This window comes from Bradyrhizobium sp. CCH5-F6, from assembly GCF_001556045.1.
GTDB lineage: Bacteria > Pseudomonadota > Alphaproteobacteria > Rhizobiales > Xanthobacteraceae > Bradyrhizobium.
This window is the reverse complement of sequence record NZ_LSIC01000017.1, coordinates 12,442-30,916: the sequence shown is the minus strand read 5'-3', so window position 1 is coordinate 30,916 and position 18,475 is coordinate 12,442. Positions and strand designations below refer to the sequence as shown.

Sequence of the window (18,475 nt, the reverse complement as noted above, 5' to 3'; positions counted from 1 at the left end):
CCTGCTGTCAGCAGCCTGCATGACGACGGCCATTCGCCCTTTATCGCGGGGCGGACTCGTCCCATATTCGCCTCATGGCGAAGAAACCAGCATCCTCCGAAAAATCCGGCAAATCCCCGAAGACCAGGACCCCGAACTCGAAAGCGCATCGTCCCGACGTGCAGCCGATCGGGCCGGCGCTGGCCGAGCTGCTCAATCCCGCGATCAATCGCGGCGATGCCGGGCTGGGATCTGGCACCGGGCTGCAGCCGCCGCCGGACAATTCGCGCGACCGCCGGGCCGGGGGCGAGGCCGCCGCGCATCGCGCGCGGGCTTCGACGCCGAAGGAGTTTCCGCAGGACAATACGCGACCGATGCCGCTGCGGCCCAACCCGCAGCCGCCGGGCGCACGCGCGTCGACCGAGAGTGGCGGTTTCGACGAGGCGCCGCAGGCCAATTACGGAACCGCGGCCACCATCCCGACGCTCGATCCGGAACTCGCGCGGCAGCTCGGCCTTCCCACCGAAGAGGACGATACCGAGGCGCTGGCACGGCCGCCGCGCAGCAAGATGGAGGCGCTCGGCGTCAAGGCGACCGCGGATGCGCTGGAAGCGCTGATCCGCGAGGGCCGGCCGGAGTTCCGCAGGGGCGACGGCTCCATGAAGGTGTGGACGCCGCACCGGCCGCCGCGCCCGGAGAAGTCCGAAGGCGGCGTGCGTTTCGAGATCAAGTCGTCCTACGAGCCCAAGGGCGACCAGCCGACCGCGATCGCCGAGCTGGTCGAGGGCATCAATCGCAACGACCGCAGCCAGGTGCTGCTCGGCGTCACCGGCTCGGGCAAGACCTACACCATGGCCAAGGTGATCGAGGCGACGCAGCGCCCGGCCCTGATCCTCGCGCCGAACAAGACGCTTGCCGCGCAGCTCTATGGCGAGTTCAAGAACTTCTTCCCGGACAACGCGGTCGAGTACTTCGTCTCGTACTACGACTATTACCAGCCGGAGGCCTACGTCCCCCGCACCGACACCTATATCGAGAAGGACTCCTCCATCAACGAGCAGATCGACCGCATGCGCCACTCGGCGACGCGCGCGCTGCTCGAACGCGACGACGTCATCATCGTCGCCTCGGTGTCCTGCATCTACGGTATTGGCTCGGTCGAGACCTACACCGCGATGACCTTCGCGCTGAAGAAGGGCGAGCGCATCGACCAGCGCCAGCTCATCGCAGACCTGGTCGCGCTCCAGTACAAGCGCACCCAGGCCGATTTCACCCGCGGCACCTTCCGTGTCCGCGGCGACGTCATCGACATCTTCCCGGCGCACTATGAAGACCGCGCCTGGCGCGTGAACCTGTTCGGCGACACCATCGAGACCATCGAGGAGTTCGATCCGCTCACCGGCCACAAGCAGGACGAGCTCGAATTCATCAAGATGTACGCCAATTCGCACTATGTGACGCCGCGCCCGACGCTGGTGCAGGCGATCAAGTCGATCAAGTTCGAGCTGAAGCAGCGGCTCGACCAGCTGCACGACCAGGGACGCCTGCTGGAGGCGCAGCGGCTGGAGCAGCGCACCACCTTCGACCTCGAGATGATGGAAGCGACCGGAAGCTGCGCCGGCATCGAGAACTATTCGCGCTACCTCACCGGACGCCGGCCGGGCGAGCCGCCGCCGACGCTGTTCGAATACGTGCCCGACAACGCGCTGATCTTCGCCGACGAGAGCCACGTCACCATCCCGCAGATCGGCGCCATGTTCCGCGGCGACTTCCGCCGCAAGGCGACGCTGGCCGAATACGGCTTCCGCCTGCCCTCCTGCATGGACAACCGCCCCTTGCGCTTCGAGGAGTGGGACATGATGCGGCCGCAGACCGTCGCCGTCTCCGCCACGCCCGGCAGCTGGGAGCTGAACGAGAGCGGCGGCGTGTTCGTCGAGCAGGTCATTCGCCCGACCGGGCTGATCGATCCGCCCGTCGATATCCGTCCGGCGCGTACGCAGGTGGACGATCTCGTCGGCGAGGTCCGTGCCACCGCGCAGGCCGGCTATCGCTCGCTGATCACGGTGCTCACCAAGCGCATGGCGGAGGACCTCACCGAATACCTGCACGAGCAGGGCATCCGCGTCCGCTACATGCACAGCGATATCGACACCATCGAGCGCATCGAGATCATCAGGGATCTCAGGCTCGGCGCCTTCGACGCGCTGGTCGGCATCAACCTCCTGCGCGAAGGCCTCGACATTCCCGAATGCGCGCTGGTCGCGATTCTCGACGCCGACAAGGAAGGCTTTTTGCGCAGCGAGACCTCGCTGATCCAGACCATCGGCCGCGCCGCGCGCAACGTCGATGGCAAGGTGATCCTCTATGCCGACCAGATGACCGGCTCGATGGAGCGGGCCATCGCCGAGACCAATCGGCGCCGCGAGAAGCAGGTCGAGTACAACACCGCCAACGGCATCACGCCGGAGAGCGTCAAGAAGCAGATCGGCGACATCCTCAATTCCGTCTACGAGCGCGACCACGTGCTGGTCGAGGTCGGCGGTCACGACATGACCGACGACGTCATCTCGATCGGCCACAATTTCGAGGCCGTGCTCGCCGATCTCGAAACGAGGATGCGCGAAGCCGCCGCCGATCTGAACTTCGAGGAAGCCGCGCGCCTGCGCGACGAGGTCAAGCGCCTGCGCGCGACGGAGCTTGCCGTTGTCGACGATCCCACCGCCAAGCAGCGCACGGTGCAGGGCAAGGCCGGCGCCTATGCCGGCACGAAGAAGTATGGCGACGCCGCCAACCTGCCGGTCAGCGCCATGAAGAAGAAAACCGTCAGCTCCGCGCTGAAGGCGAGCGGCGGCGGCAGCGGCTCGAAGGTGCACAAGCCGCATCTCGACGAGATGCACGGCCCGGAATCGCTGCCCTTCCGCGAAAACCGCGCGCTCCCGTCAAAGCCGTTCGGCAGCACCAGCCGGATCATCCAGCCGACGGACTCGCGGCAATCGGGACCGGAGTTCGGACCCGCACCGAAGTCGACGGGCGGCATGCCGGGGCGACGGGGCGGGTGGAAGAAGAGGTAGGGCATCTGCGCCAGCGGTGGTTATGGATTCCAGGCTCGCCGCTTTGCGACGCCCCGGAATGACGGGGAGATTTGCGTCCTCACCCCACGCTCGCCGTCACCACGGCCATCACCGACAGCAGCAGCACGATCGTCATGAGCTGGAGCGAGGCGACCGGCTGGGTGCGCCAGGCCGTGATCTTGTCGGAGAGCGACAGATGGGCCTCGAAGAATTTCGGCTCATAGACGGTCTTGAGCAAGACGGGGAAGCTCGGTCCCAGGGTCACCGCGATCAGCGCGTGGGCGAGCGAGGCGATGGCGACGAAGATGGCGACGCCGGGGTCGCCGGCGAGGTCGTGGTCGCCGCAGAGCTTGAGCAGGAAGGCAGCGGCGGCGAAGGTCGGGAAGCTCTGGAGGGTCGCGGTCAGCGCGAGGCCTTCGAGCGCGTTGTGCAGGCGGGACTTTCTGGCGGTGGCGATGGCGGCCATGGCACGTCTCCCTGATGACATGGGGATGACGTTAGTCGCGGTCTCGGAGGGATGATGTGAGATGCGTCACGCGGCACCTTTGCCTCGCGCGCTTGCGGGGGCGAGGGAGCGCGCCGCCCGCATGACTGTAGCGCCTTGCAACGTCCCTGCCCGTTCACCTGGCTCTGCTTTCGCGGCGGCGTGCCGTTGCGCATCCGTCCACGCCGCGTTGCGCCCGACGCGGCCGAAGGCGACGGAAATTCGAGCAAGCAAGGCCGCGGCTCGAACCGCACGGCGTGCCATGAACCTGGCATTGCGCTGGCGCGTCAAACCATTTGCAGCGTTCCGGTGGTTTTGCGGATTGCCGGTGCGTGAGACCGCGCGTTAGCCTCGCGCGACGCCACAGGACCAACAAGGACGGGCGGAATGACGGTCGAGAAGCTGAATCGCCAGCGCGTCGTGCATCTGCTCGATGCCTTCGCGCGCGGCGATATCGAGGCTGCGCTGGCCTGCTGCACCGACGACGTCGACTTCCTCACCCACGCCCCGGTCGACGTGCTGCCGCACATGATGCCGCGCCACGGCAAGGCCGAGCTGCGTGAGCTTTGGGAGACGATCTGGTCGCGCTATTCGGAAGTGCGCTACAAGGCGCCGCACATCCTCGCCGACGGCGATGAGGTCGCGACCTACATGCACATCTATTTCAAGAAGCGCAGCAACGACCGCATCGTGCAGTTCGACGCGGCGGTGTTCTACACCTTCCGCGGCGGGCTGGTGGCGCAGATCCGCGAGATCATCGATTCCTACGACCTGGTGCAGCAGGTGCTGGAGCGGGAGATCGGGCCGCTGATCGTGGGCGCGCGGGTGGACGGGGCGTGATGCGCAGCCGGTCAGTTCTGCGCGGCCGGCGCGCCGTGCCTGGCGTCCGTCGACCGTTTGGACGGCGCCTGCGCCTTCGGCGCTGACGGCGGCGGCGCCACCGGGCCCGATTGTCCGACGTTGACCGACAATCCGAACAGGCGCCACTGACTGTTCACCGGCTCGTAAAGCAGCTCGAAATTCACCTGCGAGGGCACGGAGGGGAAGAAGCCCGCCATGCGCATCATGCCATTCGGCTCGATCTGGGGCAGCAGGCTGAGCTGGGGATCGATGACCGCGACGCCCGAGAGATCGATCTTCTCGTTGCGCTGGGCGGCGAAGATCTCGGCGAGACGAGCGGCTGTGTTTGCGCCCTGGAAGCCGGGAGCGCCCAGATCGCGCAGGACGGTGTAGTTGCCGGTCTTGTTGGCATGGTCGAGGGCCAGCAAGGTCGAGCGCACCAACATGAGCACGCCGTTGCGATCGATGTTGGCGGGCTTGGCCGCCTGTTGTGCCTGCTGAGCGCTCGATTCGAGGCAAGCTGCCGCCAGGACGAGAAGCGTTGCGCCAATCCGGCGTGCGGTCGTTGCGAGCTGATTGCTAGCCACTTGAGAGAACCGGCTCCCATCAAACTGCCGCAGCTGCGTATCCATGTGCAGAGCGGGCAGAGATCATCCGCCATATAGCAGGGCGCTTCGCGCCGATGCAACGTGATCGGGCCGGAGAAACTCCCGGGCCGGGGGACCCAATCGCCGGAGCGAGTCCGGCCACGGGCCATGTGGGACGCCCTCGTCGCCGCTACGCACCGTCTCAATCTCGACTCGGCCGTGCCGCTGATGGTGCAAGGCAGCTTCGCCAATGCCGGCGGGATGAAGGTCGGCCGCGCGGGCGTCGCCGTCGAGTTCTAACCCCAAACCGAGGAGCGACAGCGGGTCGCCCGGATGGCGTTGCCATCTTCATTCAACATCAAGCCTACTACGCGCCCGCCCGCGGATCCGGAGCGCAATGCGGACCGTGAGACTACGGGGTTCTATTGCAAATCCCACAAAGCCCGCGCAATTGTGCATTGCAAAAATGTGAATTGCGCTTTGATCGAAACGCTCTATTTTGTTTGTATACAAATGAGTTGAGCGGCCTCCGCGGCGTCCTTGATGCCCGGGGCCTTTCTCGTTTCTTTCGCAAGCCAGCTTCAGGACGCCCCAAAATGACAGAGCACAGCCTCTGGCGTTTCTCGCGCGCGTTGCACCGCGCGATCAACGACCGGCATTTCGAGGAGATCGAGGCCCTGATCGACGAGGACGTCGAATGGGCGCTCTACGGCCCGATCGACATGTTTCCGTTCCTCGGCGCACGCCAGGGCAAGGACGCCGTGCTCGACGTCATCCGCCAGCTTGCCGACAATTTCCAGGTCCGCCGCTTCGACCGCGAGAGCATCATGCTCGGCGTGGATTCCGCCGCCTCGATGGTGCGCTATTCGCTGACGGCGCTGGATTCCAGCAAGCCGATCAGCCTGCGCGTCGCGCAGTTCGCCCAGTTCAGGGCCGGCAAGCTCATCAGCATGCGCGTGCTGATCGACACGTTCGATCTGGTCGAGCAGGCACTCGGCCGCGCCATTCATCTGCCGAAGATGACCAGCGTCGGCTGACGCATGATCCGGAAAAGTGCGAAGCGGTTTTCCGAAAAGATCAAGCGCAAACAACAACCTAAAGCGCGATGACGATCATCGCGCTTTAGGGGGGACGCCAACGGGCCCCGCTTGTCGGGACCGATGACGAGGCGACCGCGACGTTCCGGCCTCCAGCCCCGCCGGATGCCGTCGCATCGGGAGTTCGTCACCGGGCGCGCGCGGTTCGCGCCGCCCGTTGGTTCGCGTCCCCTGGCGAGCCGCCACAATTCCGCAACGATGGATCAGCATCGTGGGGGCGGAATGGCGCATGGCTGAAGGCCGGTATATATTCTCGGACAGCGTGCGTTGGGGCTTGCGGGCAGGACGATGGAATTCTCGACAGGGTTTGGCTGGACCAGGCTGCCGTTGCTGGCGGCCGCCTTCATTCTGGGCTCGGTGCTGACGGTTTCTGCGCAGATCATTCCGCCCTTCTCCCCCGCCGCGGCCGCGCCTGACGACGAGGCCGAGACCGAGCCGGCGGAGGCCGCGGACGTCAACGACGCGGACGTGCTCAAGGGCATCGACGTCGACAAGCTGGACTGGAGTCAGCTCGCGGTCGATGCCGGGACCGGCATCGACCCCATGGCCGCCAGGAAGCGCGCCCAGGCCGCGGCCAAGGATGGCCTGGACTGGTCGTCCAATTCCAATGCAAACGGCTCCTCGGCGGTGACGGTGAAGCAGTCCGTGACCTCGTTCTGGGACACGCGGATCGGCGCCGACATGACGGTCACGAGCGAGCCGCGGACGATGTCCGAGCTTCTGGCACAGAAGGCGACCAATGGCGGCAGCCTGCCGCAATCCTCCGGCAGCGCCTGGGCCGCCGCGACCGCGCCCGGCGCGGGCTCGCTCTGGGACAAGACCGCCGTGGAAGCCCGGGTCGATCCCGGCGCCGAGCACAGCAAGATCGGAGCGTCGCTGACCAAGTCGGTGCCGCTGTCGGGCGACACCTCGCTGACGCTCCAGAACGGCTATAGCGTCAACCAGCAGGGCACCACCGCGGTCCCCGGCATCGGCGGACACGTCACGCGCAATTACGAGACCGACCAGACCGCCAGGGTCACCCTCACCGACACCGGCACCAGCATCACCGCCGGCCAGACGCTGTCGACCACCGACGACAAATGGCTGCGCAGGTTCGGCGCCGAGCAGAAGCTGTTCGACAACGTCACCGTCTCGGGCTCGGTCGGCGAGACCTCGCAGGGCGCGATCAACAAGAGCCTGACGGCGGGGTTCAAGAAGAGCTGGTGATTTCCCTACTCGCCCCGCTTGCGGGGCGAGGGAGTTGAACCACCAGCCGAGCCGCGAACGCGCTTCGCCCCGGCCGCATTCACACTCTCCTAACCATGCGCCACGGCAATACCCCCGAATGGTCCGCCCTTGCCGCATCTCGGCCCATTTGCGGTCAAAATCGGACGGTCCTGATGAGGGACCTCACAGACGTCGTCGTGCGGGGGACACTCGCGCTGCGCTCAACGCGAACAGGGGAACAACGATGAACGCCATGCGTCCCGAAAAGATCGAAGCCACCGAAACCGAGACGGTCGACACCGACCTTGCCGCCGTGACCGAGGTCGAAGCCGGCATCCGCGATTTCGTCCGCAACGACATCGCCTATCTGCGCCGCCCGGCCGCAACGACCACCGACGCGCCGCCGCTCGACCCGAGCGCGGAAGCCACGGTCAACAACGTCAACTCGCTGATCCAGCGCGTCGCCGGCACCTCGCTCGCCGAGATCGAGAACTTGATCTCCGAGCTCGAGAGCCTGCGCGACCTGCTCCACGCCGAAGGCCAGCGCGTCCAGCGCGAGATCTCCGGCTACGCCCAGCTCAGCCAGGCCGCGATGAAGTCGACCCGCATGATCGCCGACAACGTCGCGCAGTGGAAGCGCGCCGCCGACGGCCTGCGCAACAGCTGATCGCAAGACACGGCATCACCGGCCGCCGCGTTCCCGGAAGGGAGCGCGGCGGTTTTTTTGGGGGGGGCGGCGATCTCCCCAACGAAGGTGTCATCGCCCGACTTGATTGGGCGATCCAGTACTCCGAGATGGTGAGGCAGGAGCCGAGAGGCCGCGGCGTACTGGATGCCCCGGTCAAGCCGGGGCATGACCGTGGAGGGGATGGCTGAAGGACATGGCAGCGCGGCAGTGAACAGGCGGTCACACACTCACGCGGCCCAACACAGCCCCACCTTTGAACCCTCCGCCCCTGCCCGGCGACAAATGCCCAGCGCTCGTGGCCGCTATGGCCGAGCCCTGGGGACAGTCATGGAAAGCATTCGGCCCGACAACACGGACCCTATATCGCTGCGGCCCGCGCCGAATCAGCTCGGCACGATCATGCTGCGTTTCGTCGGATTGCTGGTGGTTGCGATCGCGGTGCTGGCGTTCGTGTACAGCCGCTGACCGAGGGCCGGACGCGCGGCCCCTCAAGCGCGATGCGAGTGGGATGAAGCGTCATCTGCGGTCTGGATCGTCGTTTCGCAGATCGTTCCTGAAACCGCTGCGTGCTTTTCCGAATCATGCCTCGGAAATCAACGCCCCTTCTCGGGCGGCTTCTTATCGGGCGGCTTCCGTGGTGGAGGCTTCCAGGGTGTAGCCGCCATCGGCATAGCCCTTGACCACCATGCCGGCGACCAGCATCACGGCGAGCGTCGCGGTCGCGAAGATGAATCCAACGAATTTGAGTGCGCCGCGGTCTGCCATGGTCCTCGTCCCCTGTCCTCTGCCAGTTCGTTTCAAATAGACAGCGACAAGTTCATAATTAGTTAGCAACTCATCGGTTCCGCCAAACTGCTCGCGGTAACCATGTTGCGCAGGCTTATGGCAGCCGTCCGGAATCGCGTCCATAGCGCGCGGGCAACACTCGCGCACTCATTTCCACGTTCATCCTGGAACAAGTCTAAGCAGCGTTCACGCGCGTCGGCACGAACGCGCTGGCGGTGATGGAATAGACCTCCTCGCCGCGCTGGTTGGTGCCGGTGGTGCGGGCCGTCAGAATGCCCCAGCCGGGGCGCGAGGCCGACGAACGCTTGTCGACGACGACGTTGACGAAAGCGACGGTGTCGCCGGCGAGCACGGGCCTGATCCAGCGCAGGTCGCGAAAGCCCGGCGACGGGCCCCACACCGCAACCTCCTCGCCGCGCGCTGCAGCTTCCCGCGCCAGACGCTGGCCATCGGCGACAAGAAGGCTCATGCAGGCCGAGCCGACATGCCAGCCCGAGGCGGCGAGCCCGCCGAACAGCGAGTTCTTGCCTTCCTCCTCGTCGAGATGGAAGCGCTGCGGATCGAACTTGGCGGCGAAATTCTTGATGGCCTCGGCCGTGAACGTATAGCTGCCGATCTCGCGGCGCTGACCGATTTCGATGTCCTCGAAAAACCGCATCAGACCGCCCCCTCGCGCCGCTTGATCAGGATCGGCGAGGTCATCTCGGCGAGGGCCTGTCCCTTGGCGTTGCGCACGGTGCATTTGAACTTGACGATGCCGAGCCCCGGGCGGCTCTTCGAGGTGCGCGCCTCCACGACATCGACATCGAGCATGAGATCGTCGCCGGGCCGCAAGGGCGACAGCCAGCGCACCTCATCGACGCCGGGCGAGCCGAGCGATGCGGCGCGGGTGATGAAGCCGTCGGCCATCATCCGCATCATCAGCGAGCACAAGTGCCAGCCCGAGCCGGACAGGCCGCGCAGCATGCTCTTCGCCGCCGCCTCCTCGTCGAGGTGCATCGGTTGCGGATCGAACTCGGCGGCAAAGGCCAGAATCTCGTCGCGGGTGACGTGGCGCGGGCCGAATGTTCCGAACCGGCCGGGCGGGAAATCTTCAAAGGTCAGGGTCATCTTGGGAAAGCTTTGCAGGATGACAGATTGTGGCCGCACTTTGCGGCAATCTCAACCCGCCGGCCCGCATGGCTCGTGCTACATATGGGGTGTCGGCATTGGTCTTGAGTCGGATCGACCGACGGCCGAGGCCTGATTTGCCCCTGGGGAGAGCGATGTTTTCATTCAGCGACCTGTTTCAATGGGACCGCTTCATCACGCCGACGATCATCAAGACCTTTTATTGGCTGGTGATCGCGCTGATCTGCCTGTTCGGCCTCTCCGGTATCTTCTCGGGCCTGGCTGCGATGGCGATCAGCCCGTTCGGCGGCTTCCTGGTGCTGCTGTCGTCGATCGCCAGCGTCATCGTCGGCATCGTGTTCTCGCGCATCATCGCCGAGTTGATCCTGATCGTCTTCCGCATCAACGAGCATCTCGGCGCGATCCGGGATCAGGGCGGCGGGATGCGGTGAGGGTGGTCTCGTAGGGTGGGTTAGGCGAAGCCGTAACCCACCTCTTCTGTTTCCGCGGATCGAGTCATTGGTGGGTTACGCTACGCAGATGCGCTTCGCACATCTGCGCAGCTAACCCACCCTACGGGACCGCTGTTCGCAGCTTACGTATTGAACCTGAAATGCATCACGTCGCCGTCGGCGACGACGTATTCCTTGCCTTCGAGGCGCAGCTTGCCGGCATCGCGGGCGCCGGCTTCGCCGCCCAGCGCGACGTAGTCCTCATACGCGATGGTCTCGGCGCGGATGAAGCCTTTCTCGAAATCGGTGTGGATCACGCCGGCCGCTGCCGGCGCCTTGGTGCCGCGACGGATGGTCCAGGCGCGCGCTTCCTTCGGGCCCACCGTGAAATAGGTGATGAGGTCGAGCAGCGTGTAGCCGGCGCGGATCAGGCGGTCGAGGCCGGCTTCTTCGAGGCCCAGCGTCTCCAGGAAGTCCGCACGCTCCTCGCGGGAAATGGTGGCGATCTCGGATTCGATCTTCGCCGAGATGACGACGGCGACCGCGCCTTCCTTTGCCGCCTGCTCCTCGACCGCCTTGGAGAAAGCGTTGCCGGTGGCGGCCGAACTTTCCTCGACGTTGCAGACATAAAGCACGGGCTTGGACGAGAGCAGCCCCAGCATGGAGAACGCACGCTCCTCCTCGGCCTTGCGCTCGACGAGGCGCGCGGGCTTGCCCTCGCGCAGCAGCACCAGGGTGCGGTTGACGAGGTCGAGCTGCTCCTTGGCGTCCTTGTCGTTGCCCTTGGCTTTCTTGGTGAGATTGTCGACGCGCTTCTCGAGGCTGTCGAGATCGGCGAGCATCAACTCGGTCTCGATGGTCTCGATGTCGGCGAGCGGGGCGATCTTGCCCTCGACATGGGTGATGTCGGAATCCTCGAAGCAGCGCACCACATGCGCGATGGCGTCGACCTCGCGGATATTGGCGAGGAACTGGTTGCCGAGGCCTTCGCCCTTGGAGGCGCCGCGCACGAGGCCCGCGATGTCGACGAAGGTCAGCCGGGTCGGGATGATCTGGCCGGACTTGGCGATGGCGGCGAGCTTATCCAGCCGCGGATCGGGCACGGCGACCTCGCCGACATTCGGCTCGATGGTGCAGAAAGGATAGTTCGCGGCCTGCGCCGCAGCCGTCTCGGTCAGCGCATTGAACAAGGTCGACTTGCCGACATTGGGCAATCCGACGATCCCGCATTTGAATCCCACGAGCGTTATTCCTTGCCGTTGTCGTCCTTGGTCAAAAATCCCTTCGCCTGCATCGCGAGATGCACTCTGTTGGCGAAGGTCGCGTCCGTGCCCTTGGCAACCAGGCCTGCGTGCTCGGCCACCGCCTCGCACAGCGTCGCCACCCATTCGTTGTCGGCCTTGGCGAAGTCCGACAGCACGTGGCCGTGCACGAGTTCCTTGACGCCGGGATGACCGATGCCGAGCCTGATACGGCGATACTCGTTGCCGATATGCGCCGAGATCGAGCGCAGGCCGTTGTGGCCGGCGATGCCGCCGCCGATCTTCACCCGCACCTTGCCCGGCGGCAGCTCGAGCTCGTCATGGAACACGGTGACGTCGCCTGGCGCGATCTTGAAGAAGCCTGCCGCCTCCTGAACGCTGCGGCCGGACTCGTTCATGTAGGTCGTGGGCTTGAGCAGGATCACGCGCTCAGGTCCAAGCGTGCCTTCCGATGTCTCGCCCTGAAAACGACGGCGCCATGGTGCGAAACCATGACGCCGCGCGATCTCATCGACGGCCATGAAGCCGATATTGTGCCGGTTACGTGCGTATTTCGCGCCGGGATTGCCGAGCCCAACAAAGAGTCGCATGACGCGGCGCGCCCCTCGCTCGGCGCGCGATCAGAGACCGCGCGCCAGCTCTTTGAGAGATTACTTCTTCTTGTCGCCGCCGGCGGGAGCCTTGGCAGCGGCCGCCGGAGCAGCACCCGCGGCCGGAGCAGCACCCGCCGCCGGAGCAGCCGCAGCAGCGCCAGGAGCTGCAGCCGCAGCCGCGGCCTTCTGCTCTTCGGCGTAGCCGGACGGCGGCACGATGGTGACGAGGGTGGCGTCCTCGCGGGTCAGCGCCTTCACGCCGGCCGGCAGCTTGACGTCCGACAGATGCAGCGAGTGACCGATTTCGAGCGAGCCGACATCGGCCTCGATGTATTGCGGAATGCTCTCGACACCGCATTCGAGCTCGATCGCATGGGCAACGATGTTGACGGTGCCGCCGCGCTTCACGCCCGGCGAGGCTTCCGACTTCACGACATGCAAGGGAACGCTGATGCGGATGGTGGCGCCTTCGCCGAGCCGCATGAAGTCGACATGGATCGGGAAATCCTTGACCGGATCGAGGTGATAGTCGCGCGGAATGACGCGGTGCTTCTTGCCCTCGAGGTCGATGTCGACCAGCGTGGTCAGGAACCGGCCGGCGAGGATGCGCTGGCGCAGCTCACGATCTGCAATCGAGATCGTCAGCGGGGGCTGGTTGTTGCCGTAGATCACTCCGGGCACTCTGCCGGCGCGACGCTCAGCCCGGGCGGCCCCCTTGCCGCTCTTCGGACGTGCGGTCGCCTTCAATTCCTTGACGGTCGTCGCCATGTCGTTAAGTCCTTGTTTTTGCAAAAGTTAATGGGCCGCAAGGCGGCCCATGGTGCCGTCCACAGCAAGCCTCCAGGGGTGCGGGGGCCGCGGACGTGGCGGGCTTTTACCCGGAAGATGCGGAAATGACAAGGAGAATGGGCCGGTAGGAAGTAGCCCGGATGAGCGAAGCGACATCCGGGGCCGGCGGCAGTTGAGGCAAGATCCCGGATATCGCTTCGCTCATCCGGGCTACGGACCGGAACTACCCGCCGAGCTTGGCCTCCAGCGCCGCAATCCGCGCCTTCAGGGCCTCGTTCTCCTCGCGGGCGAGGCGGGCCATGTCCTTGACCGCCTCGAACTCCTCGCGCTTGACCAGATCCATGTCGCGCAGGAATTTTTCGGCTTGGGTTCGCATCACCGTGTCGAACTCGCGCTTGACGCCTTGGGCTGCACCGGCGGCGTCGTTCATCAGGCGGCCGATCTCGTCGAAAAACCGGTTGCTGGTCTGGGTCATTTCGGTCTCCTGGCGGCTTACGATAAACTTTGCGCGAACTCTCGAGAAACAATGGCAACCCGAGCGGGACGGTTCAAGGGCCGATCGCCGCTATCCTTGTCATGCCCCGGTTTCCTTGCAATCGTATTCAACGTCCCTGCATAACGGGAATCACCGGGTGACCGGAGGCGATCGGCTAGCCGATCGCCGGGAGACGGCCGACGGCGGCCTGCCCCCAATCTCGCTTGGACACAATAAGGCGCGATGCCCTTTCTTCTCATCGACTTTCCCGCCTTCAAGCCGATCGCGATCGAGATCGGTCCGTTCGCGATCCGCTGGTATGCGCTGGCCTACATCTGCGGCATCGTGTTCGGCTGGCTTTATGCGCGCTCGCTCCTGAAGAACCAGCGCCTGTGGGGCGGACCCGCGCCGATCTCGCTGCTCCAGATCGACGACTTCATCCTCTGGGTGACGCTCGGCATCATCCTGGGCGGCCGCACCGGCTACGTGCTGTTCTACAATCTGCCGTTCTTCATCGAGCATCCGGCCGCGATCTTCAGATTGTGGGAGGGCGGCATGTCGTTCCATGGCGGCTTCCTCGGCTGCGTCGTCGCCGTGATGTGGTTTGCCTATCGCAACCGCATCTCGATCCTGTCGCTCGGCGACATCACCACGGCGGTCGCTCCGGTCGGGCTGCTGCTCGGGCGCATCGCCAATTTCATCAATGGCGAATTATGGGGCCGCGCCACCGACCCCAGCCTGCCCTGGGCCATGATCTTCCCCAACGACCCGACGCAGCTGCCGCGTCATCCGAGCCAGCTCTATGAGGCCGGCATGGAGGGCATCCTGCTCTTCGTGGTGCTCGCGGTGATGATCCGCCTCGGCGCCTTGAAGCGGCCCGGCATGATCCTCGGCGCCTTCATCCTGATCTATGGCCTGAGCCGGATCGCCGGCGAACATTTCCGCGAGCCGGATGCGCAGCTCGGTTTCCTCTGGGGCGGATTAACCATGGGCATGCTGTTGTCGATCCCGATGCTTATCGTAGGCCTCATACTTATTGTATGGGCAGTCAGGCGCGGTGCGCCGAAGCCCCTCGAGGCCATTCGTTAATTCACTTCGAGAAGATGGACAGTGAGCGACTCGCCGCTACTCAACGAGATCAAGGCGCTGATCAAATCCGCAGGCCCGATGCCGGTCTGGCGGTACATGGAACTGTGCCTGATGCATCCGCGCTACGGCTATTACGTCTCGCGCGATCCGCTCGGGCGCGAGGGCGACTTCACCACCGCGCCCGAGGTCAGCCAGATGTTCGGCGAACTGCTGGGACTGTGGACCGCCTCGGTCTGGAAGCAGATGGGCTCGCCGCAATTCTTGCGGCTGATCGAGCTCGGTCCCGGTCGCGGCACCATGATGGCGGATGCGCTGCGCGCACTCCGCGTGTTGCCGCCGCTTTACCAGGCGCTCCACATCCATCTGGTCGAGGTCAATCCCGTCCTGCGTGATCGGCAGAGTGCGACACTCGCCAACGTGCGCAACATCGCTTGGCACGACAGCATCGACGACGTGCCCGAAGGCCCCGGCATCATTCTCGCCAACGAATATTTCGACGTGCTGCCGATCCACCAGATGATCCGCCACGAGACCGGCTGGCACGAGCGCGTGATCGAGATCGATCCCAACGGAAGGCTTCAGTTCGGCGCAGCGGCCGAGCCGACGCCACGCTTCGACGTGCTGCTCCCGCCTTTGGTGCGCGCCGCGCCCATCGGCGCCGTGTTCGAGTGGCGACCCGATACCGAAATCATGAAGCTCGCCACGCGCGTGCGCGACCAGGACGGCGCGGCCCTCATCATCGACTACGGCCACCTGCGCAGCGATGCCGGCGACACCTTCCAGGCCATCGCGCGCCACACCTTCGCCGATCCCTTGAAGGCGCCGGGCCAGGCCGACGTGACCGCCCATGTGGACTTCCAGGCGCTGGCGCGCGCGGCCGAGGATGTCGGCGCCCGCGTGCATGGCCCGGTGACGCAAGGCGACTTCCTCAAGCGTATCGGCATCGATACCCGCGCCGCCGCCTTGATGCAGAAGGCGGCGCCGGACGTCGCCACCGACATTTCGGTGGCGCACAAGCGCCTGACCGATACCGGGCGCGGCGGCATGGGTTCGATGTTCAAGGTGCTCGGCATCTCCGAGCCGCGGCTATCGGGCCTTGCCGGCTTCAGCGATCCCGAACAGTCTGGAGAGACCTGATGACGCTTGCTTCGTCGCTGCTGTCGTCCGTGCCCGGCCTGCGCCATGCCTTCTTCACCCGCGAGGGCGGCGTCTCCGGCGGCATCTATTCGGCGCTGAATGGCGGGCTCGGCTCCAACGACGATCAGGCGCTCGTCGCGGAGAACCGCCGCCGGATGGCCGAGCATGTCGGCGTCGCGCCCGAGCGTTTCCTCAGCCTGCACCAGATCCATTCGCCCGACGTGCTCGTCGCCGATGCGCACTGGCCGAGCGGACCGCGGCCAAGGGGCGACGCGCTCGTCACCAACAAGCCCGGCATTGCACTTGGTGTCTCCACCGCCGATTGCGGACCGGTGCTGTTCGTCGATCCCAACGCCCGCGTGATCGGCGGCGCGCATGCCGGCTGGAAGGGCGCGCTGACGGGCGTGCTCGAAGCGACCATCTCGGCGATGGAAAAGCTCGGCGCCACCCGCGGCGGCATCATCGCCGCAATCGGCCCGCTGATCCGCCAGGAGAGCTATGAGGTCGGCAACGAGTTCGTGACGCGTTTCATCGAGGCTGACGCCGAGAACGCCGTGTTCTTCATCCCGTCCGTGCGCGAGGGCCACGCGATGTTCGATCTCGCCGGCTTCATCCGCAAGCGGCTGGAAGCCGCCGGAATCCTGATGATCGACGATCTCGGGCTCGACACCTACGCCGACGAGCGCTTCTTCAGCTATCGCCGCTCCGTGCATCGCAAGGAGCCGGACTACGGCCGGCACGTTCACGCCATCGCGCTTGAAGCGTGAATTCTCGTGCCCCGGACGCGGCGCAGCACGTCAGTGATGCGCCCCAGCGCACCCCGGGGCGCGAAACCTTCCTTCTGGCTCAAGCCCAAGTGACAACACGGGAATCCGTGTATTCCCGGTGTGTGTCGCCGCTGCCCTAGACCTTAATCGATTTTAACGATATCGCTGCCCTCCATAATGAGGGACGCGTCATTCATCCTGGGCCGTGCGGGTTCGCGCGTGCTGGCGGTCATGCTGCTGGCGGCTGCGACCGCCCTCGGCGGCTGTGCCGGGGGCGGCGGCAATGCCGCCAACTCCTATGCGATGGCGCCGAGCACCGGCGGCGGGGCGACCGTGGCGTTCGAATCCATCGACGGACCGCCGCCACAGGTGTTCGACCGCATGGTCGGCGTGCTCGACAGCGAATCCAAGTTGCGCAGCCTGTCCGTCGTTTCCCGCGAGGGCACGGCCGCCTACCGCGTGCGCAGCTACCTCTCGGCCCAGGTGGTGCGCGGCAAGACCGTCATCGCCTGGGTCTGGGACGTCTATGACGCCAACCAGCAACGGGCGCTGCGTCTCTCCGGGGAGGAACCGACCTCGGCCAAGGGCGGCCGCGACGCATGGGCGGCTGCCGACGACCTCGTGTTGCGGAAGATCGCCCAGGCCGGATTCAGCGGACTTTCCAACATGATCAACGGCGCGCCGGATGCTCCGAGCGCAGCGCCTGGCCTGCGCGGACCGGCAGTGGCAAGCATGAGCCCGGTCGCGCCCGTGCCTGAGATGCCCGCCTCGGCGCTCGGCTATGCCGACCGATAACCCCCGCTAAACCACGGCCTCAAGTTGCGGCCAAGCCGTTGGCCCGACTCAGGATTTTCGAAGGGAAAACGTAGCATGCCGGGTTGCCATTGCGGCCTCTCGCCTGATATTTCCTCGCCCGTCGTAACCGTGCTGCCAGTGGGTATTTTCTGATGTTGAACGTCGTATCCAGCAAAGCGCGGGAGGAAGCGTCCATGTCGGCCAAGAACGGCTCCATCAAGCTCGTCGCCGGCAACTCCAATCCGGCCCTCGCACAGGCCATCGCGCAGGGCCTCGACCTGCCGCTGACCAAGGCGGTGGTGCGGCGCTTCGCCGACATGGAGATCTTCGTCGAGATCCAGGAGAACGTCCGCGGCTCGGATGCTTTCATCATCCAGTCGACCTCGTTCCCGGCAAACGACCATCTGATGGAGCTCCTGATCATCACCGACGCGCTGCGCCGCTCCTCGGCGCGCCGCATCACCGCGGTGCTGCCCTATTTCGGCTACGCAAGGCAGGACCGCAAATCGGGCTCGCGCACGCCGATCTCGGCCAAGCTCGTCGCCAACCTGATCACGCAGGCCGGTGTCGACCGAGTCATGACGCTCGACCTGCATGCCGGCCAGATCCAGGGCTTCTTCGACATCCCGACCGACAATCTCTACGCGGCGCCGCTGATGGTGCGCGACATCAAGGAGCGGTTCGACCTCTCCAAGGTGATGGTGATCTCGCCGGACGTCGGCGGCGTGGCGCGTGCGCGCGGCCTCGCCAAGCGCATCAACACCCCGCTCGCGATCGTCGACAAGCGTCGCGAGCGTCCGGGCGAGTCCGAAGTCATGAACGTGATCGGCGACGTCGCCGGCTACACCTGTATCCTGGTCGACGACATCGTCGACTCCGGCGGCACGCTGGTGAATGCGGCCGATGCGCTGATCGCAAAGGGTGCCAAGGACGTCTACGCCTACATCACCCATGGCGTGCTCTCCGGCGGCGCCGCCGCGCGCATCTCCGGCTCCAAGCTGAAGGAACTGGTGATCACCGACTCGATCCTGCCGACGGATGCGGTGAGCAAGGCGCCCAACATCCGCACGCTGCCCATCGCCAGCCTGATCTCCGACGCGATCGCGCGCACGGCAGCCGAAGAGTCGGTCTCGAGCCTGTTCGACTGATTTTCTCCAGTCGTCATTCCGGGGCGCCTCGAAGAGGCGAACCCGGAATCCATCTTCTAGCAATCCGTGAGATCAATGGATTCCGGGCTCGTGCGACGCACGCCCCGGAATGACGAC

General features: G+C 65.5%; 22 protein-coding genes. 13 read left to right on the top strand and 9 right to left on the bottom strand.

Features of this window, described 5'->3' with window-relative positions:
- Window positions 1–74: 74 nt before the first annotated feature.
- A complete protein-coding gene (gene uvrB / locus AX729_RS03470) occupies window positions 75–3,050 on the top strand; it encodes an excinuclease ABC subunit UvrB (protein ID WP_082770327.1) in 2,976 nt (991 codons plus the stop codon).
- Window positions 3,051–3,129: 79 nt separating this feature from the next.
- Here the strand turns inward: uvrB and AX729_RS03465 are convergent, their stop codons facing one another.
- Entirely contained in the window at window positions 3,130–3,516 is a 387-nt protein-coding gene (locus tag AX729_RS03465; protein ID WP_061020507.1) for a hypothetical protein, read from the bottom strand.
- Between the two features lie 405 nt (window positions 3,517–3,921).
- Here AX729_RS03465 and AX729_RS03460 point away from each other — a divergent pair, with 405 nt between their 5' ends.
- Entirely contained in the window at window positions 3,922–4,374 is a 453-nt protein-coding gene (locus tag AX729_RS03460; RefSeq protein WP_061020506.1) for a nuclear transport factor 2 family protein, read from the top strand.
- 11 nt (window positions 4,375–4,385) lie between these two features.
- Here the strand turns inward: AX729_RS03460 and AX729_RS03455 are convergent, their stop codons facing one another.
- Complete coding sequence (locus tag AX729_RS03455) at window positions 4,386–4,961, bottom strand: hypothetical protein (protein WP_502686896.1); 576 nt, start codon at window positions 4,959–4,961, stop codon at window positions 4,386–4,388.
- Between the two features lie 168 nt (window positions 4,962–5,129).
- On the opposite strand from AX729_RS03455, the gene AX729_RS41470 reads away from it, so the two are divergent.
- The 5 genes from AX729_RS41470 to AX729_RS40355 all read left to right on the top strand — a co-directional run bounded on the left by AX729_RS41470 (window position 5,130) and on the right by AX729_RS40355 (window position 8,420).
- Window positions 5,130–5,261 carry a hypothetical protein gene (locus AX729_RS41470; protein WP_283807775.1) on the top strand — a complete coding sequence of 44 codons (132 nt, stop codon included), beginning with the start codon at window positions 5,130–5,132 and terminating at the stop codon, window positions 5,259–5,261.
- A 296-nt stretch (window positions 5,262–5,557) separates the two neighbouring features.
- Window positions 5,558–5,998 (top strand): nuclear transport factor 2 family protein, encoded by a 441-nt coding sequence (locus tag AX729_RS03450; protein ID WP_061020505.1) that lies wholly within the window; start codon window positions 5,558–5,560, stop codon window positions 5,996–5,998.
- Window positions 5,999–6,346: 348 nt separating this feature from the next.
- Window positions 6,347–7,267, top strand: coding sequence for a hypothetical protein (locus AX729_RS03445; protein ID WP_061020504.1), 921 nt, complete (start codon window positions 6,347–6,349; stop codon window positions 7,265–7,267).
- 244 nt (window positions 7,268–7,511) lie between these two features.
- On the top strand, window positions 7,512–7,934 hold the full coding sequence (locus AX729_RS03440; protein ID WP_061020503.1) for a hypothetical protein: 423 nt from the start codon (window positions 7,512–7,514) through the stop codon (window positions 7,932–7,934).
- Window positions 7,935–8,282: 348 nt separating this feature from the next.
- Window positions 8,283–8,420 carry a hypothetical protein gene (locus tag AX729_RS40355; RefSeq protein ID WP_164936752.1) on the top strand — a complete coding sequence of 46 codons (138 nt, stop codon included), beginning with the start codon at window positions 8,283–8,285 and terminating at the stop codon, window positions 8,418–8,420.
- Between the two features lie 153 nt (window positions 8,421–8,573).
- Here the strand turns inward: AX729_RS40355 and AX729_RS40350 are convergent, their stop codons facing one another.
- The 3 genes from AX729_RS40350 to AX729_RS03430 form a co-directional block, all read right to left on the bottom strand.
- Complete coding sequence (locus tag AX729_RS40350; protein WP_197433527.1) at window positions 8,574–8,720, bottom strand: hypothetical protein; 147 nt, start codon at window positions 8,718–8,720, stop codon at window positions 8,574–8,576.
- Between the two features lie 196 nt (window positions 8,721–8,916).
- Window positions 8,917–9,399, bottom strand: coding sequence for a MaoC family dehydratase (locus tag AX729_RS03435; protein ID WP_061020502.1), 483 nt, complete (start codon window positions 9,397–9,399; stop codon window positions 8,917–8,919).
- Window positions 9,399–9,851: a MaoC family dehydratase gene (locus AX729_RS03430; protein WP_061020501.1), complete on the bottom strand. Its 453-nt coding sequence runs from the start codon at window positions 9,849–9,851 to the stop codon at window positions 9,399–9,401. Before AX729_RS03430 ends, AX729_RS03435 begins: the two co-directional genes overlap by 1 nt.
- 155 nt (window positions 9,852–10,006) lie before the next feature.
- Between AX729_RS03430 and AX729_RS03425 the strand changes: the two genes are divergently transcribed.
- Window positions 10,007–10,303: a DUF4282 domain-containing protein gene (locus AX729_RS03425; RefSeq protein ID WP_061020500.1), complete on the top strand. Its 297-nt coding sequence runs from the start codon at window positions 10,007–10,009 to the stop codon at window positions 10,301–10,303.
- A gap of 143 nt (window positions 10,304–10,446) precedes the next feature.
- On the opposite strand, the gene ychF is transcribed toward AX729_RS03425, so the two are convergent.
- From ychF to AX729_RS03405, 4 genes are all read right to left on the bottom strand, one after another.
- Window positions 10,447–11,544 carry a redox-regulated ATPase YchF gene (gene ychF, locus AX729_RS03420; protein WP_061020499.1) on the bottom strand — a complete coding sequence of 366 codons (1,098 nt, stop codon included), beginning with the start codon at window positions 11,542–11,544 and terminating at the stop codon, window positions 10,447–10,449.
- Between the two features lie 5 nt (window positions 11,545–11,549).
- A complete protein-coding gene (pth, locus tag AX729_RS03415) occupies window positions 11,550–12,155 on the bottom strand; it encodes an aminoacyl-tRNA hydrolase (protein WP_061020498.1) in 606 nt (201 codons plus the stop codon).
- Window positions 12,156–12,215: 60 nt separating this feature from the next.
- Window positions 12,216–12,926, bottom strand: a complete 711-nt coding sequence (locus tag AX729_RS03410) for a 50S ribosomal protein L25/general stress protein Ctc (RefSeq protein WP_061020497.1) — start codon at window positions 12,924–12,926, stop codon at window positions 12,216–12,218.
- 244 nt (window positions 12,927–13,170) lie between these two features.
- Complete coding sequence (locus tag AX729_RS03405; RefSeq protein WP_018648337.1) at window positions 13,171–13,422, bottom strand: accessory factor UbiK family protein; 252 nt, start codon at window positions 13,420–13,422, stop codon at window positions 13,171–13,173.
- A gap of 243 nt (window positions 13,423–13,665) precedes the next feature.
- Between AX729_RS03405 and lgt the strand changes: the two genes are divergently transcribed.
- The 5 genes from lgt to AX729_RS03380 all read left to right on the top strand — a co-directional run bounded on the left by lgt (window position 13,666) and on the right by AX729_RS03380 (window position 18,358).
- The gene (gene lgt, locus AX729_RS03400; RefSeq protein ID WP_061020496.1) at window positions 13,666–14,511 is read left to right on the top strand and encodes a prolipoprotein diacylglyceryl transferase; all 846 of its coding nucleotides are present in this window, start codon (window positions 13,666–13,668) and stop codon (window positions 14,509–14,511) included.
- 21 nt (window positions 14,512–14,532) lie between these two features.
- Window positions 14,533–15,648 (top strand): class I SAM-dependent methyltransferase, encoded by a 1,116-nt coding sequence (locus tag AX729_RS03395; RefSeq protein ID WP_061020495.1) that lies wholly within the window; start codon window positions 14,533–14,535, stop codon window positions 15,646–15,648.
- Window positions 15,648–16,415, top strand: a complete 768-nt coding sequence (gene pgeF / locus AX729_RS03390) for a peptidoglycan editing factor PgeF (RefSeq protein ID WP_061020494.1) — start codon at window positions 15,648–15,650, stop codon at window positions 16,413–16,415. The genes AX729_RS03395 and pgeF overlap by 1 nt, the downstream gene beginning before the upstream one ends.
- A 177-nt stretch (window positions 16,416–16,592) precedes the next feature.
- The gene (locus AX729_RS03385; protein WP_061020493.1) at window positions 16,593–17,210 is read left to right on the top strand and encodes a hypothetical protein; all 618 of its coding nucleotides are present in this window, start codon (window positions 16,593–16,595) and stop codon (window positions 17,208–17,210) included.
- Between the two features lie 194 nt (window positions 17,211–17,404).
- The gene (locus tag AX729_RS03380) at window positions 17,405–18,358 is read left to right on the top strand and encodes a ribose-phosphate pyrophosphokinase (RefSeq protein WP_061020556.1); all 954 of its coding nucleotides are present in this window, start codon (window positions 17,405–17,407) and stop codon (window positions 18,356–18,358) included.
- Window positions 18,359–18,475 lie beyond the last annotated feature (117 nt).